This is a genomic window from Bacillus horti, from assembly GCF_030813115.1.
Lineage (GTDB): Bacteria > Bacillota > Bacilli > Caldalkalibacillales > JCM-10596 > Bacillus_CH > Bacillus_CH horti.
In genome coordinates this window covers 144,141-169,470 of the sequence record NZ_JAUSTY010000001.1, presented here as the reverse complement: position 1 = coordinate 169,470, position 25,330 = coordinate 144,141, and the positions used below count along the sequence as shown (strand labels likewise).

The following is a 25,330-nucleotide window of genomic DNA, read 5'->3' as shown; positions in this document are numbered from 1 at the left end:
GCATAGGATATAGGGACTTATGTTTAGGGGAGGTAATTTAAACGTGAAAATTCATATTGTCCAAAAGGGCGATACACTTTGGAAGCTAGCGGAGCAATATGGAGTTAACTTCGAAGAATTAAAAAAAGCTAATTCGCAGCTATCCAATCCAGATTTAATTATGCCTGGAATGAAAATAAAAATCCCAACAGGCGCTGTACCTGCAAAACACCAGCACCATCAAACACCACATCATGGACAACAACATCACGGACAACAGCATCACGGACCGCAACATCATGGGCAACAGCATCACGGACAACAGCAAATCGGACAGATGCACAAAAAAGAAATGCCAAAGACACAGCCAATCGCTCAGGCACCTAAGATGGAAGTTCCAAAAATGGAGATTCCCAAGGTTCACATGCCTAAAATGGAAGTACCCAAAATTGATGAAAACAGATTAAGACAAATGATTAGAGAAGCTGTAGCGGAACAACTACCTGGAGTTCTAAGATCCTTACTTCATCATTTGAAACCAGAAATTATCAACCAGATTAAGATTGATCTAGAGCTCTCGAAAACTGAAATTAACGTAGCGGCTCCCACACCGTTACCAATAAAAAAAGAAAAACCAATGCCTTATAAGCCAGAAGTAAAACCCGTCATGGAAGCGCCATGTCCACCATTCCCGCCAATCCACCATCACCATCATGGAATGTGGGGACATCCAATGCCACATCATATGGGAGGCATGACTTTTGACCAAGTTCAAGGGATGCAAGGGTTTAGTGACCCTGCTTTTGGAGCTCCACAGCAGATGATGTACTCTCCAATGGAGTATATGAGCAGCCCAGGTCAGGATCAGGAATTTGGTCAACCATTTTCACAGTTCCCGGAATTTATGGAGCAACAGAATCAAGGCTTCGAAAGCTGGAGTCCTTTTGTAGAGCAGCCTTTAGGTTGGGGAAACCAGCCATTTCAAGAAGGCTCTCAAGCGTTTCCATACGGTGGAGGATACCCTGGAATGCCTATGCCTAGACAAACGATTCAGGACCAGCATCACCATGCCATGGAGCAAAGTGGCTCATCAAACAAAGGACCAAGCGGAACCCAAGCTCTTGAAGTAAGAGAAGCTAATGGTGAAGATGATGTTGAGGTAAAAGATGAAGGGGCAAGTGAAGCTACAGGAGGTCGTACCTCAAAAACGACAAAGTCCACGACTAGAAGTAAAACCAATTCAAGAAGATCAAAAAGATAGTCCACAGGACACCAAGAAACAAAAGGTACGAAGGTCGCCCCTTTTTCTTATCTAACATGATCAATCATGTTCTAAGCTGATAAGAAAAAGGGGTTTTCTTTAGGAGGACTTATAGATGGTACGGATTAAAACTGAGCAGCTCGGCAACGTAATTCATGAACAGTTTGGAATAACCGTGGACGATGTGCATACACACAAAAAAAATCGACTTTATATCGTCCATGCTGCCGGTCAGAAATACGTAATCAAACTATTCTCTAATGTAGAGGATTTAAAATGGCAAAGTAAATGTATAAAGCAGCTTGAAGAAAGGCAAACAAAGGGAATAATCCCCTTTCATGATAATCTCCAGGGAACTTCAGTTAACAAGCTTAACGATACGACAGCTTTTGCTATGTTCCCCTACGTGAACGGAAGAGCGTTAGATTTTAACATTTATGAGGAGCTAAGAAATGGAATAGGGCTATTAAGTCATTTTCATCAAAAAGGACAGGATATTTATGGAGGGAAACAGCGCACTCTTTCTAAATCCTTTGCAAAAGAACGAATAAAAACTCGGCTTGACCTATTCAAAGAATCCATTCAAGGCTTAAACCGTGGGAAAAAGAAGTCTAGCCTAGGTCTTTTTTCATTATTGCAGCGGTTTGAGGAGGATGTAACCGATTGGGCAGATTGGTTTTTTACTCATCTCCCCGAGTATGAACTACTTCAATTAGAACGACAAGCACAGCAAAATCGTCAAATTGTTCATTTTGATTTAGCTCCTCATAATTTCCTTTATGCTGAGGAAGACTCCTATTATTTGCTCGATTATGATCTTATTCAATATTCTCCAGTTATTCTTGATCTTTCTCAATATATTCATCGCTCATTATTGCATTATGATTGGTCAATCGATGTCGTCCATTTGCTTCTTACCGAATATCAAAAGGAACTAAAGTTATCATCGGAAGAAGTTCGCCTGCTTCCTTATTTCCTTCTTTATCCCCACGATATTATTAGAGAATGGCTAGGCGTGTGGAAGCAGCAATCTGGGTTTCAAGTAAGGAATGTGATTGATCTTTTTCAGCAGCTTGAGAATACTTGGGATGCACGGAGAAAGTTTGTAAGAGCTTGTCAAGCTATGGTAAAATAAGACTTATTGAGTGAGGAGTGGGAGACATTTATGAACCTTCAAAAAAAAGTTGACTTTACTGTAGACTGGTTAAGAGCTTTAGCTAATAATGCAGGAGCAGACGGACTACTCGTCGGTGTGAGTGGTGGAGTAGATTCAGCATTAGTAGCTTTTTTAATTAAAAAAGCTTTTCCAGAAAACTCTCTAGGGGTTATCCTTCCGTGCAAAAGTAATCCTCAAGATCAAGTAGATGCAAAAACTGTAGTGGAGGCTGCTGATTTAAAGCACATTCAAATTGACCTCTCAGCAGCTCACGATGAAATTTTTGGAGGAGTTCAACAAGCGGCAAAGGAAAAAGGAGACTTATACGAGGATCGTCAGCGTTTAGGTGATGCAAACTTACGAGCTCGTTTAAGAATGAGCACCCTGTATACCGTAGCTGCTAACTATAATTACCTTGTTGTAGGTACGGATAACGCGGCAGAATGGCATCTTGGATATTTCACTAAATATGGTGACGGTGGAGTAGATTGTGTACCTATTGCCAATCTTACTAAGGGCGAGGTTCGTCAATGGGCGGAGTGGATTGGAGTTCCTCAGAGCATTATCCAAAAGGCTCCGAGTGCGGGCTTATGGGAAGGGCAAACGGATGAGGAAGAAATGGGAACCACATATGAGAAAGTAGATCTATATTTAAAAGGAAAAGAAATTCCAGAGCAGGATAAGCAGATTATTGAACAGTTGCATAAGCGCTCCGCACATAAGCGTCAAATGCCACCAAAACCCCCTTTATTTAAATAAAAAAGGTACAACTTAACTCGGTTAAAAGCACCTCAAAAACATCATTCTAAATGGTGAAGGAGGTGCTTTTTCAATGAAAAAAGCCAAAAAAGCTTTAGCAAGCTTAACAGTAGCCTTTGCCGTAACTTCTCTTGCCACAGCATGTGGTGGTAACCAGGGAGCTCAGGATGACCAAACGTATCGAGGATCTAACTATGGTAACTACACGATAAACAGCCACGATAACGCTTACCGCTATGATCGTGACGGTTACGGACATGGTCGTGGGGCAAGGGGATTATTTAACAATCCAATGAATGATGGAAACCGCAATTCACCAGGGGGAATGTTCTTCGGTGGTGGAAGAGGCCCAATGGACATGAATAATGGTCAAAACAATGGTGGTAACGGTGGAAACGGCATGTTTGGTGGAAATAACGGCATGTTTGGTGGAAACAATGGAATGTATAATGGAGGCGCTGAACGAGGACAGGAAGGTCAATTAGCTCAGCAAATTGAACAAAGACTTCAGCAGATCCCGGGCGTACAAGATTGTCAAGTTCTAGTTAATGGCAACGAGGTTGTAGCGGGTGTAAATGCTGAAGACGGTCAACAAAATGAAGTCATGCAGCAGGTCCGTCAAGAGATGCAACAGCTTGCACCAAATCAAAATTGTTATGTAACTACTGATGGGGATGTTATGCAACGTTTAGAAGGGCTATTTAGAAATAATGATGGAAATGTTGGTCATCAATTCAAGCAGTTAATGGACGATGCAGGAAACAAAATTAGAAAAATTACTCGATAATATAAGGATTAGGATTTTGAACAATTGATTAATAATTATATTGATTAACCGTTATGTACTTCAAAATTAATTGAGCCATGTCTTTATATATGTATGCAGATGGTCGCTTCCATCTGCTTTTTTTTGTTCCATGAGGTGCATACTTATCCATACTCAGGAAATACTATTCGCAAAACAGTCCAAGGGAGGAATTTTTAGTGTCAGCTTTATTAAAAAAATTACGCAGATTCCTTAGAGGACATAAGGGCTTAGTTTCATTAGGTGTTTTGCTGCTTGCTATTATAACGACAATGATAATAGGAATCGCTCAGTTACCTGAAAAGGGAATGCAAAATACGCATGACGAACAAGGTGATCATATACTAGAAGTATTTTGGGGCTCATCTGAGATAAAGCTTGAATTAGTAACCGAATACATGTGTGGGATTCAAACCGAAATCAAAACGTATGACAATATAGAAGAAATGGAGGAATGGGTACTCCAGCATAAAGATCAATGGGATCACACAGAACGACATGACGGAGTTTTTAGAATGACCAAATTCGTTGCCAATGATCTCTCTCCTTTATGTAAAAACCAAGGATACTTTGGATTAACAGAGGATCGTATCCTAACAATATATGAGGGACCGCCAGAGCAAAATAAAATTATTCAAACCTTCTTTCGTCTTGATACAGAGCTATTAGAATCCAATCGGTCAACACACGAGCTGTCAAATTTAAAGCAGGGAATAAGAATAAGAAATGTGAAGGAATATTTAAATGTTCTAGCTAAATATGAACAGTTTGCCACAGATTATTAAATGGTCTGTGGCTTTTTTTGTTTCTAGGTGTATGATAAAATAAGAAGGAAATATATGTTCGTACGGGGATGAGGAGGATTTTTACTTGATTATACTTGGTATAGATCCTGGTATCGCCATTGTTGGCTTTGGAGTTATCGAAAAAAAGGGGAGTCAATTGAAGCCGGTACAATATGGGAGTATAGAAACAAAAGCTGGTTTAAGAACTGAGGAAAGGCTTAAACAAGTTTATGAAGCGATGCAGCATATTTTGGAAAAGTATTCTCCTAATGTGATGGCGATTGAAAAGCTATTTTTCAATAAAAATGTAACAACGGCTTTTACCGTTGGGCAGGCTAGGGGAGTTATGCTGTTAGCAGCTGAGCAAGCGAATGTACCTGTAGCTGAATATACACCGCTACAGGTCAAACAAGCCGTTGTAGGATATGGAAAAGCTGAGAAGCGTCAAGTTCAAGAGATGGTTAGAATGTTGCTTAATTTGCAGCAGGCTCCTAAACCTGATGATGTGGCAGATGCGTTAGCTATAGCTATTTGTCATGGGCATTCTGCTCAAATCGAAGGATTATTAAAGCTGAAGGGGAAAGATGTATGATTGATTACATAAAAGGAACGTTAACTCATATTGATATTCAATATGTTGTGCTTGAATCTTGTGGAGTTGGTTATCAAATACTATGTGGAAATCCATTTTATTGGCAGGAACAGGCAGGACGGGAGGTACAGATTTTTACGTTTCAATATGTTAGGGAGGATACGAACGTTCTATATGGCTTCTCTACGAGAGAGGAGCGTGGCTTATTTCTCAAATTGCTAAACGTATCGGGGATTGGACCGAAGGGAGCCTTATCTATTCTAGCTTCTGGACAGCCAGGACAGGTTATCGTGGCCATTCAAACGGAAGATGCTGTCTATCTGTCAAAATTTCCTGGGATAGGAAAGAAAACAGCACAACGGATCATCTTAGATTTAAAGGACAAGCTTGAAACAGAAGCTAGTCATTTCGGATTCTCAGGGCTGGAGCATATCCAAGAAGCAAGCGCAAGCCTTCCTAAAGCATTAAATCAAGGAGGACAGCTAACTAAAGCTTTACAAGAAGCTCTTGAAGCATTAATGGCACTAGGGTATTCTGAGAAGGAAGTAAAGCAAATCAGTACCAGCTTGAAGCAGGAAGCTGGAGATCAAGTATGGTCAACAGATCAATTTTTAAAAAGAGGACTACAACTTTTGATGAAATAAAAAGTCTAAAGAGTATATACATATACCGTGTTTTAAAAAGTATAAAGAATTATTTGACGACCTGCATCAGTTGTATGGGCTTCTCTTATTGAAAGGGGCTTTTTGACAGATGGACGAGCAAGACAGAATTATTACCTCTCATTTATTAGAGGCGGATGCTGATGTGGAGCTAAGCCTTAGACCTCGATTCCTAGCTGAATATATCGGGCAGGACCAGGTAAAGGAGAATTTAAAGATCTTTATCGAAGCGGCTAAGCTAAGAAATGAAGCATTGGATCATGTGCTGCTATATGGACCGCCTGGCTTAGGGAAAACAACCTTGTCTACAATCATTGCTAATGAATTGGGGGTAAATGTTAGAACTACTTCGGGTCCAGCGATAGAGCGTGCTGGAGATTTAGCAGCCATTTTGACCAATCTCCAGCAAGGAGATGTTTTATTTATTGATGAAATTCATAGGTTGAATCGTACTGTGGAGGAGGTTTTATATCCTGCCATGGAGGATTATTGCCTAGATATTATTATTGGTAAAGGTCCTAGTGCAAGATCCGTTCGATTAGATCTCCCTAAATTTACTCTTGTTGGGGCTACGACACGTGCGGGTAAGCTTTCTGCTCCATTGCGTGATCGTTTTGGAGTGGTAAGTCGGCTGGAATATTATAAAGTAGACGAGCTAGCTTATATTATCACTAGAGCTGCCGATATTTTAGATGTTCATATTGTTGAAGCCGCCGCAAAGGAAATAGCCCTGCGTTCTAGAGGGACTCCAAGAATTGCCAACAGGCTATTAAAGCGAGTACGAGATTTTGCGCAGGTTCACGGGGATGGAATGATTACAGAAGGCCTGGCTAAGGAAGCTCTTGAACGACTTCATGTCGATCAATTAGGCTTAGACCAGATCGACCATAAGCTATTGCTCTCTATTGTAGAGCATTTTCAAGGTGGCCCTGTTGGAGTAGACACTATTGCAGCGATGATTGGGGAAGAATCCGATACGGTTGAGGACGTCTATGAGCCCTATTTAATGCAGATTGGGTTTCTGCAAAGAACCCCTCGAGGACGAATGGTAACTCCTTCTGTATATAAACATTTTTCATTAGATCCTCCAGAGAATAGTTGATGCCTCATTTACCCTTGATGTAATAAATTTATCTTTCATAATAAGGAGTGAAGAATGAATGGAAAGCAGTCAGCGAAGAAGAAAATTCCTATTTGTATGCCTTTCTGTCATGTTAATAGCAGCTTTATTTGTACAGGGGATACCTCCACAGCACGCTCAGGCGAACAGTAATGAGATTCGAGTAGCTTTATTTGTGGATATGGGTACAGGGTATCGTGGAACTGTACCAAGCGTTTCTTTAAAAGGAAATTCAGCGTTACAATTACAGGGTGAAGCTGGGGTTTTCCAAAATGTTAACAAGGATCAAACTTTACGTTTCTCCATCGATCAATATTTTCTAATCATTAGAGAAACAAACTCATTAGCTGAAGCAAGGCAAGTGGCTCAGAATCTTACGTCGAATAATGTTCACAACACGATTGTTACGGTAAGTAAACAAAATCAAACAGTCTATCAAGTTGTTGCAGGATCAGAGGCAAGCCGTGCGGCTATAACAAATGTGCAAGCAGATATTAGATCCAAAACACAATATGACGGAAGTATTGCAGGTTCATTTCGAGTACAAGCAGGTTCATTTGCTACAACTCAGGAAGCGCAAGCTAGAGTGAATGAAATTCAGGGCAAGGGATACATAGCTCATATAACTCAAGTATTGAGGGACAATAATACTGTTTCCTTTGAGGTTTGGGTTGGTCAAGAAGGCAGTGAAGAGGATAGAAACAGGCTACAACAAAGCTTAGTAGCAGATTTTTCAGGTATAACGTTTATACCTGCTACCGCCAATGAATATCTTATCATGCAAAATAGCCTAGATGCCTCATCTAATCAACAAACATATCTGTTAAGCTCCCCGCAACGGAAGCTGACAGTCAGCCCGGTAGGGACAGGTTCGCTCCCTTTAACTACTGTTGAAGAGCGCTCCAATAGGCAATATCGCGGAAAAATGGAGTTAAGTCTATATCAAAATAATTTTACAGTTGTAAATATCCTCCCATTAGATGAGTATTTATACAGTGTTGTTGGAACCGAAATGGCAACAGGATGGCCTATGGAGGCATTAAAGACCCAAGCGGTTATGTCTAGAAACTTTGCCTTCATGAGTATTCCAAAGAATAAATATGGTATTGCTCATGTTTCTGACACTGTCTTTGAACAGGCTTATCATGGATACGGGCAGGAAGCCAATGACGTTCGTCAAGCTGTCGATGCTACTAAGGGAGAACTACTGACGTTTAAAGGACAACCTTTTGAAACGTTTTACTATTCAAATGCAGGTGGTCAAACGGCTAAAGGATCAGAGGTTTGGGGCAATAATCTAGAGCATCACAGTAGTGTAGCAAGTAAGGATAACTATCCAGAAACAGTACAGGTGCTATGGTATAGAATAGAAGATCAGACAGGTAAAATTGGTTATGTTTCAAGTGAATACTTGACGAAAACGGGACAGAAGAATACTCAAGGTCTAGAAACGGCAACAGTAAAGACTGTATCCGGAGGATTGAATTTCCGCTCAGGGCCTTCTACAGCCCATGAGCAAATTGGAACACTAAGCTCTGGAGCGCGCGTAACGATTATTGAACAGGTAAGACAAAATAATGCTTACTCTTGGATCACGGGTCCTTACAATGGAGCAGAGCTAAGAGAGTGGATTAACGGTCGTAATGTGCAAACAAATAAAATCACGAATAATATTCAATCATTACGTGTTATGAGATATGGTGATTCTGGACGTGTTCTTCAAATGGAAGCAAACGGAACGATTATTCAGACCAGTTCTCCAGACTCCCACCGCTCTATTTTTAAGGATGGTACAGCGAATCTTCGTTCAACAAAATTTGAGGTTGAATCGATGGGAGAGTATACGATTTTAGGAGCAAATGGGAATACGGTCAGATCTACTCAAAGAACAGGACAGCTTTATGCCATTCAAGGCAATCAAACGACGGCACAGCCTGTGAACGGTAGCAATGATCAATTTGCAGCTATCAATCGTAGTGGAGAGATGAGTATTCTTTCTAAAGAACCAAGATTTAGACTGCATGGTAATGGGTATGGACACGGTTTAGGAGCTTCACAATGGGGGATCCGTGCTATGGCTTTAGATGGCAGTAACTATCAGCAGATTTTACAGCATTATTTCCATAAGGATGCAAGAATAGAGAAGAAATATTAGATTGGAGTGCAGCAAAGAATATGAAGGTAGAAGATTTTGATTTTGATTTACCCGAGGAATTAATCGCTCAGACACCGTTACTTTATCGTGCAGAGTCTAGGCTTATGACCATTGACCATAGCTCTGGTCAAATAGAGCATCAAACCTTTTATGATTTACTTCATATTCTGCAAGCTGGTGATACCCTCGTGTTAAACAACACGAGGGTTATTCCTGCCCGCTTATTTGGAGTAAAACTGGATACAGGGGCAAAGGTTGAGGTATTATTATTAAAGCAAGAGGAGAAAGACGTCTGGGAGGCTTTGGTAAAACCCGCTAAAAGAATTAAAGTGGGTACGGTGATTCAATTTGGAGATGGACAATTACTGGCTGAATGCTTAGCTGAGCTCCCTGATGGAGGACGAAAAATACAGTTTCGCTATGAAGGTATTTTTAATGAACACCTTGATCGTTTGGGGCAAATGCCACTCCCACCCTATATTCGTGAGCAATTGGAGGATCGTGAACGATATCAGACCGTTTATGCAAAGCATGAAGGGTCAGCAGCGGCCCCTACAGCTGGGTTGCATTTTACAGAGGAAATCCTTACGAAACTACAGGAAAAAGGAGTAGAAATTGTATACGTTACCCTTCATGTAGGTTTAGGAACCTTTAGACCAGTTCAAGCGGAGACGGTGACCGAGCATGTTATGCATGCAGAATACTATCAATTAAGTGATCAAGCAGCACAAGTGCTACAAAAGGCAAAATTAGAAAAACGACGTGTTATTGCGGTGGGTACAACATCGGCTAGAACGCTTGAAACGATTGCAAGAGATAATCAAGGTGTGTTTGTAGCTGCCAGTGGCTGGACAGATATATTTATTTATCCTGGATATAGCTTTCAGGCTATAGATGGTCTGCTTACTAATTTTCATTTGCCAAAATCCACACTTGTTATGCTTGTAAGTGCTTTAGCAGGAAAAGATTTAATTATGGAAGCATACAAAGAAGCTGTGCAACAGCGATACCGCTTTTTTAGCTTTGGGGATGCTATGCTCATACTGTAGGAGGAAATAATGGCTGTAACATATGAACTAATTAAAACATGTAAACAAACCGGTGCTAGGCTAGGAAAAATTCATACCCCTCATGGTGAGATAGAAACACCTATTTTTATGCCAGTGGGTACATTAGCTACGGTTAAAACGATGAGTCCAGAAGAATTAAAGAAGATGGAAGCTCAGATTATTTTAAGTAATACGTATCACTTATATCTAAGGCCTGGTCATGAAATTGTGAAACGTGCGGGAGGATTACACTCTTTTATGAACTGGGATCGTCCTATTTTAACAGATAGCGGAGGCTTTCAGGTATTTAGTCTAAGTAATTTGCGTAGAATTGAAGAAGAGGGTGTCCATTTCCGCAATCACCTCAATGGCTCTAAGCTGTTTATAAGCCCTGAAATTGCTACGGAGATTCAAAATGCGTTAGGCGCAGACATTATCATGGCTTTTGATGAGTGTGCTCCTTATCCAGCAGACAGAGAGTATGTGAAGCAATCACTAGAACGTACAACACGTTGGGCAGAAAGGTGCTTAGAAGCTCATACACGTAAAAAAGATCAAGCGTTATTTGGTATTATCCAAGGAGGTATGTACCCTGATTTAAGAAAGCAGAGTGTGGATGAAATTACCTCGTTAGATTTCCCTGGCTATGCAATAGGCGGACTAAGTGTCGGGGAACCGAAGGATCTTATGAATGAAATGCTGGAGGCTACAACGCCTTTCCTGCCTGCGCAGAAACCTAGATACTTAATGGGAGTTGGCTCTCCTGATGCGCTTTTAGATGGGGTGATTAGAGGAGTAGATATGTTCGACTGTGTGCTTCCTTCTAGAATAGCTAGAAACGGGACAACTATGACAAGCTCAGGACGCTTAGTAGTACGAAACGCTAAGTTTGCTGAAGACTTCGGTCCACTTGATCCTAAATGTGACTGCTATACGTGCACAAATTATAGCAGAGCATATATTCGTCACCTTATCAAATGTGACGAAACGTTTGGATTTAGACTTACTACTTATCATAACCTTTACTTTTTGTTAAAATTAATGGAGAATATAAGGGATGCGATTCGTCAGGATTCTTTGCTTGATTTTCGCAACCAATTCTTTGAAGAGTATGGTCTAAATAAACCCAATGCTCGACCATTTTAAAGTGATGATCATGTGAAGGAGGGAAAAAGATGGGACAAGAGGGATTACTAGGATTTATCCTGCCTTTAGTTCTGATGTTTGCTGTATTTTATTTCTTGCTAATTCGTCCACAGCAAAAAAGGCAAAAAGAGCGTAATCAGATGCTAGACGCCCTACAAAAAGGCGATAAAGTAGTTACCATTGGTGGCTTACATGGTACAATTGTTGAGCTTACAGAAAGTAACGCAACACTGAAGGTTTCTGAGAATGTTCGTTTAACGTTTGAGAGATCAGCCATTAACACAGTTGTTAAGGATTAATAAATACATAGTTTAGGGAATTGGTCTATTACCATGTATTTAATGTTTATCTTTTCATAAAAGGCTGCTGAAGCGTTCTGTAAAAGTTACACAGCAATATAAGAGGCTTACTCAAAAATGAGCAAGCCTTTTTATTTTTGTGTTTTTTCTATACAAGCTCTAATACATGCCTCTACCAATACACACCATTTTTAGTGGTTTTAGTTTCGATGAGGGCTAAGATTAACTCCAATTATTCCTCCGAGCATCGCTAAAAGAAGATAAAACAAATAGATCAGGACAGCTTTTAAGGAAAAACTTAAATCAAAGCCTAGGAAAGAGAGAATCCAGGAAAGTAAAATAAATGCTAATCCTGTTAAGGCTCCTACATACCACCCCTTTGTTCCTGATTTGTATCCAGAAATTAAACCACCAATAAATAAGGTGAGTAAGGAAATGGGCAGCAATAGAATCTCAATAGAGCTCTCTTTTAAAGATGTAAAATGTAAGAGTAGGGATAAGCATAAACTAATGCTCAGAAGGACTACAATGATTGTAGAAACTCCTGTAATAATTGGCCGAACATATGAATTAGGCATTCTTTTTGCTCCTCTCATAAAGCATAAAGCTTGTTCTTAGTACAACTTATTCACTAGTACTGGATTTAAGACGTATTTTTCTTTTTACTAAGGAATTAATGAACAACTATATACACTTAAAAGCGGATGAAGGACCTAATCCTTTTAAACTGGATAAATATTATAAACATGAAGAGGTGATGAAATGGTGAAACTATAAAAAAAGTGGCAGGAGGGCTAGGACTATGGAGATATGGATGATTGCGCTAAGGACATTTTTTATCTATTTTTTCATCCTTTTGGTGATGAGAATCATGGGAAAAAGAGAAATTGGCAAACTATCTATATTTGATTTAGTTGTATCCATTATGATTGCTGAGCTTGCTGTTCTTTCCGTTGAGAATGTAAAAGATCCAATGCTCCATAGCATAACACCTATCCTTGTTTTAATGCTGACCCAAATAGGTTTATCATACATTTCGTTGAAATCACAAAAAATTAGGGATTTAGTGGACGGTAAATCCTCCGTATTAGTGGAGCACGGGAAAATAAAAGAAGAAGAATTAAAAAGACAGAGATATAATTTAGATGATTTATTACTTCAGCTTAGGGAAAATCGAATTTACTCCTTAAGTCAGGTAGAGTTTGCCATTTTAGAGCCTTCCGGAAAATTAACGGTTTTCCCTAAGGAGGAGGAGATGAGCGTAACGAGAAGCGATCTTCAGCTGCCAACTCAAAGGCATGAACTGCCCACTATTCTTATTAAGGATGGTGAGGTTCAAGAAGATGGGTTGCAAAAATTAGGAAAGAATCATTTTTGGCTAAAATCTGAACTAAAAAATAGAGTTGGGGTATCTAATTTTAAAGAAATTATGTTATGTACACATAATTCTAACGGTCAATGGTACATCGATAAAAAAGAAAAGAACGAATAAATACTGTTTGGTTATGAGTTTAATTCATTTAACGTTTTGGAAAAAAGGGGGCTATCCATCTTCCGACAAATGGAAAGCGTTCAATATCCTGACGCCCAACTATACGAAAAAGAAGTAAAAAGATGAGATAGACAAATGAAGCTAAAGCTATTGAAAGAAGTAATCCCCACGTACTTCCGAAGCTACTTTGCAATAACACTGCATACGAAAGGATTCCACTTAGCGCCATAACTAACATGGAAACTCCAACTTTAACAAAGTCACGAAGCTGGATAGAAAACCCCACAATCTTTACGATTGAAAAAAAGTGAAGAAGAGTCACTAAGCATACGTTAATGTTAATAGCCATAGCTGCTCCATAAATTCCTAGCTGTGGCTGCGAGGCTAGAATGAAGATAGATACAATTTTGATGACGGCACCATATAACGTGTTCATCATTGCTGTTCTAGCTTTGTCTAAGCCCTGGAGAACGGCCTGTAAGGGACCCTGGAAATAAAGGAGTAAAAAGAATGGCGAAAGTATTTTGAGAAAACGGCCTGACTCAGGAGAGTTATAAATTAAAGTAGTCAAGGGCTCAGCAAACACATACATAATCACTGTACTAGGTGCGCCTACAATCAAGGCGATTCGTAAAGCCTGATAGATCCTGCGTTGAATTAAGGCAAAATTCTTTTGCGCCGATGCTTCACTTACGGCAGGAACTAGGGAAACGGATAGAGAATACGTAATGAACATAGGTAGCATCACGAGTGGAAGAGCATAGCCAGATAATAAACCATACTGAGCAGTAGCTACAGCAGTAGCTACCCCTGCTAAGGCAAGGCTTTGAGCTACAATAATCGCTTCAAGCGTCCAGGATACAGAGCCAATTAGCCCACTTCCTGTTGTGGGTAGACCGATTCTAAGAAGCTCCCCTAACGTTTGGCGACCCTTCCACAATTGCTGAAAGAAGCCCTTACGTACCTTAAATATTTTTCGTTTGCTGTACTTAAAGGTGGTAAATAAATAAAGGAGTGAGGCTGCTTCGCCTAACACAACACTAAACATCGCTCCGGCAACGGCGTATTCTAGCCCATAAGGCAATAGAAGATTCGCTAAGAGAGCGACAAGGGATATACGTACAATCTGCTCAATAACCTGAGAATAAGCAGAGGGCTTCATGTTTTGCTTTCCTTGAAAATACCCTTTGATAATAGAAGAGATGGCGACAATCGGGATGATAGGAGTTATCGCAAGTAATGGATAGTAGGCTCTTTGATCGGTAAGAAAAATGGATGAAAGAACCTTAGCTCCTAAGAAGGTACAAATGGTGAAGAGAATACTTAATACGCCAGTAATAGCTAAGGAGACGACCAGGATACGTTTAATTTTAGCTTGATCCCCAACAATATCGGCTTCAGCCACTAGCTTGGAAATGGCGACTGGTAGCCCTAACCGTGTTAGTGTAATGACTAAAATAAGAATAGGGACTGCCATAGCGTATAGCCCAACACCTTCTGGGCCAAGCATCCTAGCCATAACGATTTTATTAACAAATCCTAGTGCTCGTGTAATTAAACCAGCTAATATGAGAATAAATGCTCCTTGAATAAAGGTTTGTTTACTCATGTCTAAGGTCATCCCTTCTTAGGTATTACTGTCATTTTTTACGTTTAAGAAAGTATAAAATTTGATACCATGTTTTCTTCAAATTTTATACTTTCTGACGGCAAGAAAAGCTTCCTCTAATGATGGACTAGACGACTCCTTCGAGGGGGCTTCGATAGAAGCTTTTCTTATGCCTTGTCCTTCTTCTTTTTTATCTATATGCTAGAGGGTAGGAGAAGCATGACCAAGAAATCGTGTACCGATTAATTCTTTCAAGAAGCGGTAGAGGAGCGAAGCAAAAAATGGAGACACAACACAAGCAGCTTTTAAAAGAAAAAGTAATGGAAGTATTAGTGAGTAAGATGGAAGAATTTCATTTGCTAGGCTATGATGCAGTAGCTGCTGATGATATATGGGAATGTGTAACTAGCAAATATAAGAAGGAATGGCCAATGTTTCACCAAATTGTCAATGATATATATTCACTCAAGCCTACTGCATTGATGAACTGGCTTACGATGGGTGCATATACAGGAAAAATTGACATGGGAAAAAACGGTCTCTTATAATAGACATATTGGACACTAAAGGAGGAACTTGGACTAATGACGAAATCGGGCAGAATAATTGCTTTTGTCCTTATAGTGATCGTTGCTTTTGGCTTTATAGCTTGGTCATTTTTGGATGTTGCAAATGGAATCACCCTTGGCTTAGATTTGCAAGGTGGATTTGAAATACTATATAAGGTAAGTCCTCTAAGGGACGATCAACAAATTTCTCAGCAAACACTTCTTCACACACAAGCTGCATTACAGCGAAGAATTAATGTAATTGGTGTTAGTGAGCCAGAATTGAGTATAGAAGGTGATGATCGTGTACGCGTTAAGCTAGCTGGGGTAACTGATCCTGAGCAAGCAAGACGTATGCTATCAACAGAAGCTCATTTATCCTTCCGCGATGTGAATGATAATCTATTAATGACAGGAGAGGACCTCAAGGAAGGCTCTGCTAGAGTATATAATGATGAATACGGACGTCCAGTGGTCGGGATTGAATTTAACGATGCAGATAAGGTATTGGAAATTACACGAAGCTTACTTCAGCAGCCTATGGCTATTTGGCTAGACTTTGAGGAGGGCGTAGACTCCTACGAACAAGCAATTATGAACGAAAATGAGTCAAATATGATCTCCGCCCCAATCATCCAAAGCGCTTTACCAGGGAGTGGGCAAATCACTTCTTCTACTTGGAATTATCAAGAGGCAAGTGAGCTAGCAGCTCTACTTAATGCAGGAGCATTACCTGTTGAGCTAGAGGAACTTTCAGCCAATAGTGTAGGTGCCAAGCTTGGAGAGCAAGCAATGGATTTAACTGTTCGTGCAGGCGTAATCGGTGGTATATTAATCTTTTTGTACATGCTCTTTTATTATCGTTTACCTGGTTTAGTAGCAGGGATTACAATTATTGGATATGTCTACCTTATCCTTCTTGTTTTTAACTGGATGGGTGCAACATTAACGCTCCCAGGAATAGCCGCTCTTGTTCTAGGTGTGGGGATGGCCGTAGATGCTAATATTCTAACGTACGAACGGATTAAAGAGGAGATTCGTTCAGGTAAAACGATTCTTTCCTCGTTTAAGGCTGGCTCAAAGCGTGCTTTAGCCACGATTATGGATGCTAACATAACGACGATTATTGCTGCTTCTGTTCTCTTTTATTTTGGTAGTAGCTCTATTCAAGGCTTTGCCGTTATGCTAATTGTTAGTATTGTTTTAAGTATTGTCACTGCAGTATTCGGTACACGACTCTTACTTGGACTCCTTGTAACTAGTCGAGCCCTGGATAAAAAACCAAGGCTGTTCGGTGTAAAGGAGAGTGAAATCAGTGAACTTTAAAGATAAACTTCATCTAGATTTTGTAAAGCATAGAAATAAATATTTTCTTATTTCAGGTGTCCTCATTCTACTAGGCGTTATTTTCTTGGCCATTTTTGGTCTGAATTTAAGTGTAGACTTTGAGGGTGGGACAAGAGTTGAAATTATGATTGAGGATGTTCCATTTACGGCTGATGATATTAATGAGGTGTTTGCTGATATTGGATTTTCTCCAGGGGAAATAAGAATCTCAGGGAATGAAAGTGAAACAGCAGCCGCTCTTTTTCCAGGGGTATTAACCCAGGAGGAGATGGATCTTATTAATGCAACATTTATGTCTGTTTATGGGGATGACATTGCAATAAGTGAGATTACCGTATCAGCTGGAATTGCTAGAGAGCTAGCACGCTCAGCTATTTATTCCGTTCTTCTAGCCCTTGTTGGGATGGGAATTTATATCGCCTTCCGTTTTGAATATAAATTTGCTGTTTCTGCTATTGTCGCATTAATTCAGGTTGGTTTAGTTGTTGTATCTGTATTTTCTATAATACGAATGCAGGTTGACTTAACGTTTATCGCAGCTGTACTTACGGTAATTGGTTATTCTATTAATGACACGATTGTTATTTTTGACCGTATTAGAGAAAATCTAAAAACAGCTAAGATTAAGAACGAAGACGACTTGGCTCAGCTTGTAAATAAGAGTATTACAGATACCCTTACTCGTTCAATAAATACGTTTTTAACGATTATTTTTGCTGTTGTTGCTCTTTACTTCTTTGGGAGCGAAAGCATCAGACCATTCTCCTTTGCCATGCTGATTGGTCTAATTGCAGGAGCGTTTTCTTCTCTGTTTATCGCGGCACAGCTATGGTATGTGTGGAAAAGCAAGGAGATTCGCAAGGCATCTACAACTTCAACAACAAATTAGATAATAAAATAAAAAGCGTAGCTTTGTTTTGAAAACAGAGCTACGCTTTTTTGTATGGCATATTAAAAACATCCAATTCATAAAGTGATAGTACCTGTCCATCAAGCTGATTATTGTTGAAAGAAAATAGTAGTCGTTGAGTAACAAAACAACATATGTTTGAAAGTGACAGGGACAAGAGTTAAAAGTATGTGAAAAGGAGCATATTTAGTATGGATTGGATTGAAGCGATCCTGTTAGGACTAGTACAAGGACTAACTGAATTTTTACCTATTAGTAGTACAGGACATTTGTATTTAGGGCGTGAGCTCATTGGATTGAAGGAAGCTGGTTTGTTTTTAGACACGATGCTTCATTTAGGTACATTGATTGCTGTGATTGTGGTGTATAAAAATGAGCTATGGACAGTCATAAAAAAACCGTTTGGACGCCTAAGCTTAATATTAATTGTAGGTACTATACCAGCAGTAGCTGTAGGCTTACTATTTAAGGATTATTTTGAAGGAATCTCGAAGACAGGCTCGACGATCGGTTGGGAATTTCTGATTACAGGCTTTATTCTCTGGTTTTCTGATAGGATTAAAAAAGGTGCTAAGAAACTGCAGGATATTTCATACGGAGATGCTCTTTTTATAGGGAGCTTTCAAGCAGTTGCCATCTTTCCAGCCATCTCTCGTTCAGGATTAACGATTGTGGCAGGTTTATTTAGGAAACTAGATCGGGAAGTAGCCGCGTATTTTTCCTTTTTGCTCTCTGTTCCTGTTATCGGTGGTGCCGTCCTTCTACAATTAGTTGATCTTCTCCAAGGGAAAGGGCTTGGAGAAGTTACTGGCTCTGCTTTACTGATAGCAACTATAGCCTCGGCCTTAGCAGGATTCATTGCTGTGAAGTGGATGATTAGCTATCTAAAGAAGGGCTCTTTAAAATGGTTTGCTGTGTATGTATGGACATTAGGACTTTCAGTTTTGCTTATGCAAAATGTAGGTTAATAGGCTGGAGTGAAAATGACCGAAAAAAATGAGATCTGAGGCAGATCTCATTTTTTTATAGTTTTATTGCGATAGTATTTAAACAGAATATAAGCGGCTAAACAGAGAATACATAATATCATCAAAGGCTGTAAATACTGTTTTAAGAATGGTAGAGCATGCTCCCATTCCGCACCGAAATGAAAGCCTATGTATACATAAAAGAAGGTAATAGGGAACATAGCTAAGTAAGTATAAATCATAAACTTCCATACGTTCATTTTAGCCATCCCACAGGGAATAGAGATGACCGTTCTAATCCCAGGAATAAATCGGGCAAAAAAGGCAACACCCGCCCCATACTTTTCAAAAAAACGTTCAGCGGAATTTAAGCTTTTTTCACTAATAAACAGGTACTTTCCGTATTTTTTAATGAGTGGCCTTCCTCCATACCTTCCCAAGGCATATAACGTTAAAGGTCCAGTTACACCACCTATACTCCCCGCTGCAAGGGCTAGCCAGAATATCATATCTCCCTGATAGACCCAGTATCCTACTAAAGGTAGAACAAGCTCAGCCGGTATTATTTCTACCGATAGTGCGAGAATAACTCCCCAATAGGAAAACTGTTTGAAATAATCAATTAATCCAAGTATCAGTTGTTCCATATCCAAATCCTTTCTATTCTTGAAGTAAAAAGCTTGCAGCTCGAGTATAGAAAAATAATTGGCACATTATCTATTGTATACTAAGCTTGTCTTAAAAGGATGACTATTTTTAAGAAAATTTTTATTTCTTATTTCTTGCAAGTTGTTTTTTGTGCAAGTTTTAAGGGTATTTTTAATTAAAATATCTATATTTTTCAGATGATGAAAGGAGACCAGCGTGATGAAGGGACAAAAAACATTAATTTTAGCTTTGGTGTTTGCATTAATTGTAGCTATTTTTTCTGTCCTTAACGTAGAGGCTGTAGCTGTAAATGTACTATTCACAACCGCTTTTATCCCTCTGATTATCGTCATCCTAGCTTCGACCCTCATGGGTGGTTTGATTATCGGAGCTGTTGGGATGTTCAGACAGTATTCGCTACATAAAGAAAATAAAATTCTCAAGAAAGCAGTTACCGATCATTTTGGGCAGGAATATTTAGAGACTCTGCTCCAGCGTAAAAACAAAAATGGGGAAGAGGGTGGGACCACCCAGCGTTATTCCTCCCCAAATTCAAAACGCCATGTAAATCAAGTGGCTCAGCCAAAGGAGCAGCAACATAAATCGCCAGATCTCAACAAAGATAGTGCAGCAAACCAAAAGCAAAGTAGTGAGAAAAAATAGGGCTGGCTGTCTAGATCACTTCTTCCCCTCTTCAAGTATACGTATGATTCAAGTATAATGAGGGTGTCAGGAGTGATTTTTTTATGCTAGCAGCAAAAACTCGGTGGATGCAATCCGCCTCATCTATAGACGACGTACAGGAATGGCAGAAACAAGCAGGGGTATCTGCTTTAGTCGCTAAGCTCTGTTTAGCAAGAGGATGGACAGATATAGCAAAAGTTAAAGAAATGCTCAAAATGGAAGAGCAAAGCTTTCACGACCCTTTTCTTTTGCAGGGAATGCCAGAAGCGGTAGAAAGAATACAGCTGGCTATTGAAAGAAATGAAAAAATTAGAATTTACGGAGACTATGATTGTGATGGAGTAAGTAGTACAACGATCATGGTTCTTATTTTGAAAGAGCTAGGAGCAAATTTTGATTTTTATATACCCAATCGGTTTAGTGAAGGCTATGGTTTAAATATTAAAGCGATGGATGCGGCAAAAGAGAGTCAGATTGACTTGGTGATTACAGTCGATACGGGCATTTCAGCATGGGTGGAAATTGACTACGCTATATCTATCGGGCTTGATGTGATCGTTACAGACCATCATGAACCTCCACCACGATTACCTGATTGTATCTCAGTCATTAATCCAAAGCTTCCGACCTGTACATATCCATATAAATACTTGGCTGGCGCAGGAGTAGCCCTAAAATTAGGTCAAGCTTTACTTGGAAGACTTCCAGATCACTTGCTTGATATAGCTTGTATTGGTACGATTGCTGATTTAGTTCCTCTAACGGGGGAAAATAGATTAATTGCCTATCATGGATTGAAGCGGCTGAATCACACAAGGCATCTTGGTATTGAGGTACTTTTAGAGAATGCTGGACTACTTGATGAGGTTGTGAATGAGGAGCATGTTGGCTTCACTATTGCTCCAAGAATTAACGCAAGTGGTCGCCTAGATAAAGCGGATTATGCTGTACAGCTTTTTCTAACGGAAGATAGAGAAGAGGCTACAGGCTTAGTAGATCAGTTAAATGAGCACAATCAACAACGCCAAAAGCTAGTTGAAAAGATGACCAAAGAGGCGATTACTTGGGTAGAGGAGCATTATCCAGAGCAAAAGCCTAAGGTGCTTGTGATAGCTAAGGAAGATTGGAATATTGGAGTAGTTGGAATCGTAGCTTCAAAAATGGTCGAAAAGTATTATTTACCTACACTTATTCTCTCTATAGATCAGGAAAAGGGTGTAGCTAAAGGGTCAGCTAGGAGTATTACTGGATTTGATATGTATCAAGCCTTGCGTACATGTGATGATCTTTTACCCCATTATGGTGGTCATCCGATGGCAGCAGGACTAAGCCTAGAAGTTTCTAATCTAGAGCATCTAAGAATGAGGCTCGATCAATGCGGTGAGCAGTGGCTGACAGAGGAAGATTTAATTCCTGTAACACGTGTAGATGTTCTGTGTCAATTAGAGGATGTGACATTAGAGGGGATCGAGGAGCTAAGTCAACTTGCTCCCTTTGGAGTAGAAAACCCCCGACCCATGATCTGCTTGGAGCAGATGGAAATCAAGGAAATGAAAAAGGTTGGAGCAAATAAAAATCATCTAAAATGCCAGTTTCGGCAAAGTGAAGCGGTATTGGATGGGATCGGCTTTTTTCTTGGTGATAGAGCGGACAAAATAAGTCCTGGTGCGAAGCTTGATTTAATTGGTCAGGTTGATATTAACGTGTGGAATGGGAAGAAAAAACCACAAATTATGATTAAAGACATGCGGGTTCCACACCAGCAGATTTTTGATTGGCGCGGGGCAAGACAGCTTGAGCAGCAATTTGTAACGATCTGTGATGAAGAAGAGAAGCTAGCCCTTATTCAATTCAGGACGGAAACAGTTATTCCTACTCATATAAGAGAATTAGTGACAGTGATAACTCTTGATACAGAAGTACAAGCCCTAGAGCAGAAGACAGAGCATATGCTTCAGAAATTCTCTACCATTGTCCTTTGGGACTTACCACGTTCGATGGAGCAATTTGAGAAGGTTTGTGAGCTTATAGCGCATGGAAAAAACATTTATGTTGTCTTTGATCACCAGCAGGATCATTATTTCTCCATGCTACCAACACGGGAGCACTTTAAGTGGTTTTATGCGTTCTTGAATCAAAGAAAAAGCTTTGATCGACCAAGGCATGGTCAACAGCTAGCCAAACATAAAGGATGGACATTGGAATCAATTGATTTTATGATAGAGGTGTTTTTAGAGCTTGAATTTGCTAAAATGGAAAAGGGCTTGATTGTATTACATGATCAGCCTAATAAAAAAAGTCTTCAAGAATCAATTGCCTATAAACAAAAGCAGCTAGATATACAGGTGGAGCAGGAATTATTATATTCATCCTATCAAGTGCTAGTTGAACTGATTCATCGAAATCAAAGTAGGGTTGAACAGAAGAAGGAGGCCGTTTCAAATGGATTTTAAACAAAAGATAAGAGTGGTGCAGGATTTCCCGAAGGAAGGGATTCGATTTAAAGATATTACAACACTAATGAAGGATGGAGAAGCGTATAAGCTTGCTATATCTAACATTGCTGATCTTGTTACCGGCCTTGATGTCGATGTAATTGTAGGACCGGAAGCTCGTGGCTTTGTCATTGGTGCTCCTCTTGCCATTCATCTTGGAAAAGGCTTTGTTCCTGTACGTAAATCAGGGAAGCTACCAGGAGAAATTGTTGAAAGTGCCTATGATTTGGAGTATGGTAAGGATACCTTAGCCATACATAAGGATGCAATTGAACCAGGGCAAAAGGTATTAATTGCTGATGATCTTCTTGCTACTGGCGGAACTATAGCGACGACTATTGACCTTATCGAAAAATTGGGTGGAATTGTAGTTGGATGTGTATTCTTAATTGAACTGACCTACTTAGACGGAAGAGATAAAATTAACGGAGACTATCCAGTTCATTCTCTAGTAAAATACTAGTAAACCAATTGATGATATGATCTTGACTTAAAAGCTTCTAAAAAAGAAGCTTTTTTCTTTAAATATAGAGAAATATTAGCCCGATAGATGTTGTATCTTTACATTAAAGGAAATATGGACGATAATAGTTAGAAATACTTTATTTCGATCGTAATTCAAGTGAGAGGATGAACGGCTGAAAAGCATAGAAAACTGCTCACGAGAGGTGACCTGATGACTATTGAAGATTTACTGAAAAAAGTGAAAGCATACCTTCCAGAGCAGGAAGTCGAGTATATCGAAAAATCATATCATTTTGCGGAAAAGGCTCATGAGGGACAGTACCGCAAATCAGGAGAGGCGTATATCGCACATCCCATTGAGGTAGCTGGCATTCTAGTTAACCTGCAAATGGATAGTGTGACGATTGCGGCTGCTTTTTTGCATGATGTCATTGAAGACACGGATATTACCAAAGAGGATATTGTGCAGGAGTTTGGGCAAGAGGTGGCTCTTCTCGTTGAAGGAGTAACAAAGCTAAAGAAAATTAAATACAAATCTCACGCTGAGCAGCTAGCCGAAAATCATAGAAAAATGCTTGTAGCTATGGCTAAAGATATTAGAGTTATGCTAATTAAGCTAGCGGATCGACTGCATAATATGAGAACGTTAAAGTTTCAATCGGAGGAAAAGCAGCGTTTGAAGGCTGAGGAGACGTTAGAAATCTTTGCCCCGTTAGCTCATCGTTTGGGTATTTCTACAATTAAATGGGAGCTCGAGGATATCTCATTACGCTATCTGAATCCCCAGCAATATTACCGCATCGTTCAGCTTATGAAGCAGAAAAGAGCAGAACGTGAAGAATATATTGATACGGTAAGAGAAATTATTCGAGAAAAAATTGGTGAGCATCATATTACCGCAGATATTTCCGGTCGTCCCAAGCATATCTATAGTATCTACAGAAAAATGTACAAGCAAAAAAAGGATTTTGATGAGATATATGATCTAATGGCTATCCGAATCTTGGTTAAAGATATTAGAGATTGCTACGCCGTTTTAGGGATTATCCATACGTGCTGGAAGCCAATGCCTGGTCGTTTTAAGGACTATATTGCTATGCCTAAGCCAAACATGTATCAATCCCTTCATACGACCGTAATCAACAAGGGAGAGCCTCTAGAGGTACAAATTAGAACAGAGGACATGCATCGTACAGCAGAATACGGGGTAGCGGCTCATTGGGCATATAAAGAAGGGAAAGAGAGCAGCACCAAAAATACGTTTGACAACAAGCTAACATGGTTTAAAGATATTTTAGAATCCCAGCAGGATGCCAACGACGCTCAGGAATTTATGGAATCACTAAAAATGGACCTTTTCTCTGATCTGGTCTTTGTTTTTACGCCTAAGGGAGATGTTTATGAGCTTCCAGCGGGCTCTGTTCCTATTGATTTCGCCTATCGCGTGCATACAGAAGTAGGAAACCGTTGTGTTGGAGCTAAGGTTAATGGGAGAATTGTAACCCTTGATCACGTTTTGAAAACGGGCGATATCATCGAAATTTTAACGTCAAAGCACAGCTATGGGCCAAGTAGAGACTGGATTAAAATTGCTAAATCCTCTCATGCAAAAAGCAAAATTAAGCAGTTTTTCAAGAAGGAGAAGCGTGAGGAGAGTATTATAAAAGGAAAAGAGCTAGTTGAGCTAGAGCTGAAGAAGCAGGGCTACGATTTGAAAAAAGTCCTAACCGAAGAAAATATCCAGCATGTGGCTGGAAAGTTCAACTTTACTGGTGAGGATGATATGTTTGCAGCCGTTGGCTATAGCGGAATCACAGCGGCTCAAATTTCCACTCGCTTACTCGATAAAATTCGGAAGGAGAAGCAGGAGGAGGAGCCTGTTCAAATTCCAGAAATTAAACCTACAACAAAACGAAGGAAATTGGATCACGGGGTAAGGGTAAAAGGCGTAGATAACTTACTTGTACGTTTTTCACGTTGCTGTAATCCAGTTCCTGGAGATGAGATTGTTGGATTCGTCACTCGTGGACGAGGTGTTTCCGTGCACAGAGCAAGCTGTCCCAATCTAAAAACAGAGGATGCTGAGCATCGTATTTTACCTGTGGAATGGGAAGGGGCAGCGGATCAAAGCTATAATGTGGATATTGAGATTACAGGGATGGATCGCAGAGGGCTATTGAATGAGGTGCTTCAGGCGGTAACAGAAACAAAAACAAATATGCTTGCCGTATCTGGTAGAGCTGACAAGCATAAGATTGCCCATATCTCCATGACGGTTTCGATCCAAAACGTAGACCATCTGCATAAAGTGGTAGATAAAATCAAACGACTAAAAGATATATTTTCAGTACAGCGGGTCATGCAATAACCCTGTTTATACAGGATAGCAAGGTGGG

The 25,330-nt window shown here is 39.8% G+C and carries 24 protein-coding genes; 21 read left to right on the top strand and 3 right to left on the bottom strand.

What is annotated here, in order from left to right; all coding sequences use genetic code 11:
- Positions 1 to 43: 43 nt before the first annotated feature.
- The 12 genes from safA (at position 44) to yajC (ending at position 11,768) form a co-directional block, all read left to right on the top strand.
- The gene (gene safA / locus J2S11_RS00795; RefSeq protein WP_307389611.1) at positions 44 to 1,240 is read left to right on the top strand and encodes a SafA/ExsA family spore coat assembly protein; all 1,197 of its coding nucleotides are present in this window, start codon (positions 44 to 46) and stop codon (positions 1,238 to 1,240) included.
- Between the two features lie 115 nt (positions 1,241 to 1,355).
- Positions 1,356 to 2,375 (top strand): phosphotransferase, encoded by a 1,020-nt coding sequence (locus J2S11_RS00790; RefSeq protein WP_307389608.1) that lies wholly within the window; start codon positions 1,356 to 1,358, stop codon positions 2,373 to 2,375.
- A 30-nt stretch (positions 2,376 to 2,405) separates the two neighbouring features.
- Entirely contained in the window at positions 2,406 to 3,155 is a 750-nt protein-coding gene (gene nadE, locus J2S11_RS00785) for an NAD(+) synthase (RefSeq protein ID WP_307389605.1), read from the top strand.
- A 73-nt stretch (positions 3,156 to 3,228) separates the two neighbouring features.
- Complete coding sequence (locus J2S11_RS00780) at positions 3,229 to 3,942, top strand: YhcN/YlaJ family sporulation lipoprotein (protein ID WP_307389602.1); 714 nt, start codon at positions 3,229 to 3,231, stop codon at positions 3,940 to 3,942.
- A gap of 197 nt (positions 3,943 to 4,139) precedes the next feature.
- A complete protein-coding gene (locus tag J2S11_RS00775; RefSeq protein ID WP_307389599.1) occupies positions 4,140 to 4,745 on the top strand; it encodes a BofC C-terminal domain-containing protein in 606 nt (201 codons plus the stop codon).
- 85 nt (positions 4,746 to 4,830) lie between these two features.
- Complete coding sequence (gene ruvC / locus J2S11_RS00770) at positions 4,831 to 5,337, top strand: crossover junction endodeoxyribonuclease RuvC (protein ID WP_307389597.1); 507 nt, start codon at positions 4,831 to 4,833, stop codon at positions 5,335 to 5,337.
- Positions 5,334 to 5,981 (top strand): Holliday junction branch migration protein RuvA, encoded by a 648-nt coding sequence (gene ruvA / locus J2S11_RS00765; protein WP_307389594.1) that lies wholly within the window; start codon positions 5,334 to 5,336, stop codon positions 5,979 to 5,981. The genes ruvC and ruvA overlap by 4 nt, the downstream gene beginning before the upstream one ends.
- A gap of 109 nt (positions 5,982 to 6,090) precedes the next feature.
- Positions 6,091 to 7,101, top strand: a complete 1,011-nt coding sequence (gene ruvB, locus J2S11_RS00760) for a Holliday junction branch migration DNA helicase RuvB (protein WP_307389592.1) — start codon at positions 6,091 to 6,093, stop codon at positions 7,099 to 7,101.
- 58 nt (positions 7,102 to 7,159) lie between these two features.
- Positions 7,160 to 9,274: a SpoIID/LytB domain-containing protein gene (locus J2S11_RS00755; protein ID WP_307389589.1), complete on the top strand. Its 2,115-nt coding sequence runs from the start codon at positions 7,160 to 7,162 to the stop codon at positions 9,272 to 9,274.
- 20 nt (positions 9,275 to 9,294) lie between these two features.
- On the top strand, positions 9,295 to 10,323 hold the full coding sequence (gene queA, locus J2S11_RS00750) for a tRNA preQ1(34) S-adenosylmethionine ribosyltransferase-isomerase QueA (RefSeq protein WP_307389586.1): 1,029 nt from the start codon (positions 9,295 to 9,297) through the stop codon (positions 10,321 to 10,323).
- 6 nt (positions 10,324 to 10,329) lie between these two features.
- Positions 10,330 to 11,469 carry a tRNA guanosine(34) transglycosylase Tgt gene (tgt, locus tag J2S11_RS00745; RefSeq protein WP_472924660.1) on the top strand — a complete coding sequence of 380 codons (1,140 nt, stop codon included), beginning with the start codon at positions 10,330 to 10,332 and terminating at the stop codon, positions 11,467 to 11,469.
- A gap of 29 nt (positions 11,470 to 11,498) precedes the next feature.
- A complete protein-coding gene (gene yajC, locus J2S11_RS00740) occupies positions 11,499 to 11,768 on the top strand; it encodes a preprotein translocase subunit YajC (RefSeq protein ID WP_307389581.1) in 270 nt (89 codons plus the stop codon).
- Positions 11,769 to 11,968: 200 nt separating this feature from the next.
- Here yajC and J2S11_RS00735 read toward each other — a convergent pair whose 3' ends face one another.
- Positions 11,969 to 12,346 carry a TIGR04086 family membrane protein gene (locus J2S11_RS00735; RefSeq protein ID WP_307389578.1) on the bottom strand — a complete coding sequence of 126 codons (378 nt, stop codon included), beginning with the start codon at positions 12,344 to 12,346 and terminating at the stop codon, positions 11,969 to 11,971.
- A gap of 224 nt (positions 12,347 to 12,570) precedes the next feature.
- Here J2S11_RS00735 and J2S11_RS00730 point away from each other — a divergent pair, with 224 nt between their 5' ends.
- Positions 12,571 to 13,260, top strand: a complete 690-nt coding sequence (locus tag J2S11_RS00730; RefSeq protein ID WP_307389575.1) for a DUF421 domain-containing protein — start codon at positions 12,571 to 12,573, stop codon at positions 13,258 to 13,260.
- A 28-nt stretch (positions 13,261 to 13,288) separates the two neighbouring features.
- On the opposite strand, the gene spoVB is transcribed toward J2S11_RS00730, so the two are convergent.
- Positions 13,289 to 14,869, bottom strand: coding sequence for a stage V sporulation protein B (spoVB, locus tag J2S11_RS00725; RefSeq protein WP_307389574.1), 1,581 nt, complete (start codon positions 14,867 to 14,869; stop codon positions 13,289 to 13,291).
- Between the two features lie 281 nt (positions 14,870 to 15,150).
- Here spoVB and J2S11_RS00720 point away from each other — a divergent pair, with 281 nt between their 5' ends.
- The 4 genes from J2S11_RS00720 to J2S11_RS00705 all read left to right on the top strand — a co-directional run bounded on the left by J2S11_RS00720 (position 15,151) and on the right by J2S11_RS00705 (position 18,642).
- Positions 15,151 to 15,417, top strand: a complete 267-nt coding sequence (locus J2S11_RS00720) for a post-transcriptional regulator (protein WP_307389571.1) — start codon at positions 15,151 to 15,153, stop codon at positions 15,415 to 15,417.
- 36 nt (positions 15,418 to 15,453) lie between these two features.
- A complete protein-coding gene (gene secD, locus J2S11_RS00715) occupies positions 15,454 to 16,743 on the top strand; it encodes a protein translocase subunit SecD (protein WP_307389569.1) in 1,290 nt (429 codons plus the stop codon).
- Positions 16,733 to 17,653 (top strand): protein translocase subunit SecF, encoded by a 921-nt coding sequence (gene secF, locus J2S11_RS00710; RefSeq protein WP_307389566.1) that lies wholly within the window; start codon positions 16,733 to 16,735, stop codon positions 17,651 to 17,653. Before secD ends, secF begins: the two co-directional genes overlap by 11 nt.
- A gap of 212 nt (positions 17,654 to 17,865) precedes the next feature.
- Positions 17,866 to 18,642: an undecaprenyl-diphosphate phosphatase gene (locus tag J2S11_RS00705; RefSeq protein ID WP_307389562.1), complete on the top strand. Its 777-nt coding sequence runs from the start codon at positions 17,866 to 17,868 to the stop codon at positions 18,640 to 18,642.
- Between the two features lie 47 nt (positions 18,643 to 18,689).
- Here J2S11_RS00705 and J2S11_RS00700 read toward each other — a convergent pair whose 3' ends face one another.
- On the bottom strand, positions 18,690 to 19,289 hold the full coding sequence (locus J2S11_RS00700) for a DedA family protein (protein WP_307389559.1): 600 nt from the start codon (positions 19,287 to 19,289) through the stop codon (positions 18,690 to 18,692).
- Between the two features lie 220 nt (positions 19,290 to 19,509).
- Between J2S11_RS00700 and J2S11_RS00695 the strand changes: the two genes are divergently transcribed.
- The 4 genes from J2S11_RS00695 (at position 19,510) to J2S11_RS00680 (ending at position 25,302) form a co-directional block, all read left to right on the top strand.
- Entirely contained in the window at positions 19,510 to 19,953 is a 444-nt protein-coding gene (locus tag J2S11_RS00695) for a LapA family protein (protein WP_307389557.1), read from the top strand.
- Positions 19,954 to 20,036: 83 nt separating this feature from the next.
- On the top strand, positions 20,037 to 22,427 hold the full coding sequence (gene recJ / locus J2S11_RS00690; protein ID WP_307389555.1) for a single-stranded-DNA-specific exonuclease RecJ: 2,391 nt from the start codon (positions 20,037 to 20,039) through the stop codon (positions 22,425 to 22,427).
- Positions 22,417 to 22,932, top strand: a complete 516-nt coding sequence (locus tag J2S11_RS00685) for an adenine phosphoribosyltransferase (protein ID WP_307389553.1) — start codon at positions 22,417 to 22,419, stop codon at positions 22,930 to 22,932. The genes recJ and J2S11_RS00685 overlap by 11 nt, the downstream gene beginning before the upstream one ends.
- A 213-nt stretch (positions 22,933 to 23,145) precedes the next feature.
- Positions 23,146 to 25,302 carry a RelA/SpoT family protein gene (locus J2S11_RS00680; RefSeq protein ID WP_307389551.1) on the top strand — a complete coding sequence of 719 codons (2,157 nt, stop codon included), beginning with the start codon at positions 23,146 to 23,148 and terminating at the stop codon, positions 25,300 to 25,302.
- Positions 25,303 to 25,330: the final 28 nt, after the last annotated feature.

Bases quoted from the DNA above. Each gene is read 5' to 3' on its own strand.
- J2S11_RS00705 (WP_307389562.1), top strand. From the start codon at position 17,866: ATGGATTGGATTGAAGCGATCCTGTTAGGACTAGTACAAGGACTAACT.
- nadE (WP_307389605.1), top strand. From the start codon at position 2,406: ATGAACCTTCAAAAAAAAGTTGACTTTACTGTAGACTGGTTAAGAGCT.
- J2S11_RS00735 (WP_307389578.1), bottom strand. From the start codon at position 12,346: ATGCCTAATTCATATGTTCGGCCAATTATTACAGGAGTTTCTACAATC.
- J2S11_RS00700 (WP_307389559.1), bottom strand. From the start codon at position 19,289: ATGGAACAACTGATACTTGGATTAATTGATTATTTCAAACAGTTTTCC.
- recJ (WP_307389555.1), top strand. From the start codon at position 20,037: ATGCTAGCAGCAAAAACTCGGTGGATGCAATCCGCCTCATCTATAGAC.
- ruvB (WP_307389592.1), top strand. From the start codon at position 6,091: ATGGACGAGCAAGACAGAATTATTACCTCTCATTTATTAGAGGCGGAT.
- J2S11_RS00680 (WP_307389551.1), top strand. From the start codon at position 23,146: ATGACTATTGAAGATTTACTGAAAAAAGTGAAAGCATACCTTCCAGAG.
- yajC (WP_307389581.1), top strand. From the start codon at position 11,499: ATGGGACAAGAGGGATTACTAGGATTTATCCTGCCTTTAGTTCTGATG.
- J2S11_RS00695 (WP_307389557.1), top strand. From the start codon at position 19,510: ATGAAGGGACAAAAAACATTAATTTTAGCTTTGGTGTTTGCATTAATT.
- J2S11_RS00755 (WP_307389589.1), top strand. From the start codon at position 7,160: ATGGAAAGCAGTCAGCGAAGAAGAAAATTCCTATTTGTATGCCTTTCT.
- J2S11_RS00720 (WP_307389571.1), top strand. From the start codon at position 15,151: ATGGAGACACAACACAAGCAGCTTTTAAAAGAAAAAGTAATGGAAGTA.
- ruvA (WP_307389594.1), top strand. From the start codon at position 5,334: ATGATTGATTACATAAAAGGAACGTTAACTCATATTGATATTCAATAT.
- J2S11_RS00790 (WP_307389608.1), top strand. From the start codon at position 1,356: ATGGTACGGATTAAAACTGAGCAGCTCGGCAACGTAATTCATGAACAG.
- J2S11_RS00780 (WP_307389602.1), top strand. From the start codon at position 3,229: ATGAAAAAAGCCAAAAAAGCTTTAGCAAGCTTAACAGTAGCCTTTGCC.
- queA (WP_307389586.1), top strand. From the start codon at position 9,295: ATGAAGGTAGAAGATTTTGATTTTGATTTACCCGAGGAATTAATCGCT.
- J2S11_RS00685 (WP_307389553.1), top strand. From the start codon at position 22,417: ATGGATTTTAAACAAAAGATAAGAGTGGTGCAGGATTTCCCGAAGGAA.
- J2S11_RS00730 (WP_307389575.1), top strand. From the start codon at position 12,571: ATGGAGATATGGATGATTGCGCTAAGGACATTTTTTATCTATTTTTTC.
- secD (WP_307389569.1), top strand. From the start codon at position 15,454: ATGACGAAATCGGGCAGAATAATTGCTTTTGTCCTTATAGTGATCGTT.
- spoVB (WP_307389574.1), bottom strand. From the start codon at position 14,869: ATGAGTAAACAAACCTTTATTCAAGGAGCATTTATTCTCATATTAGCT.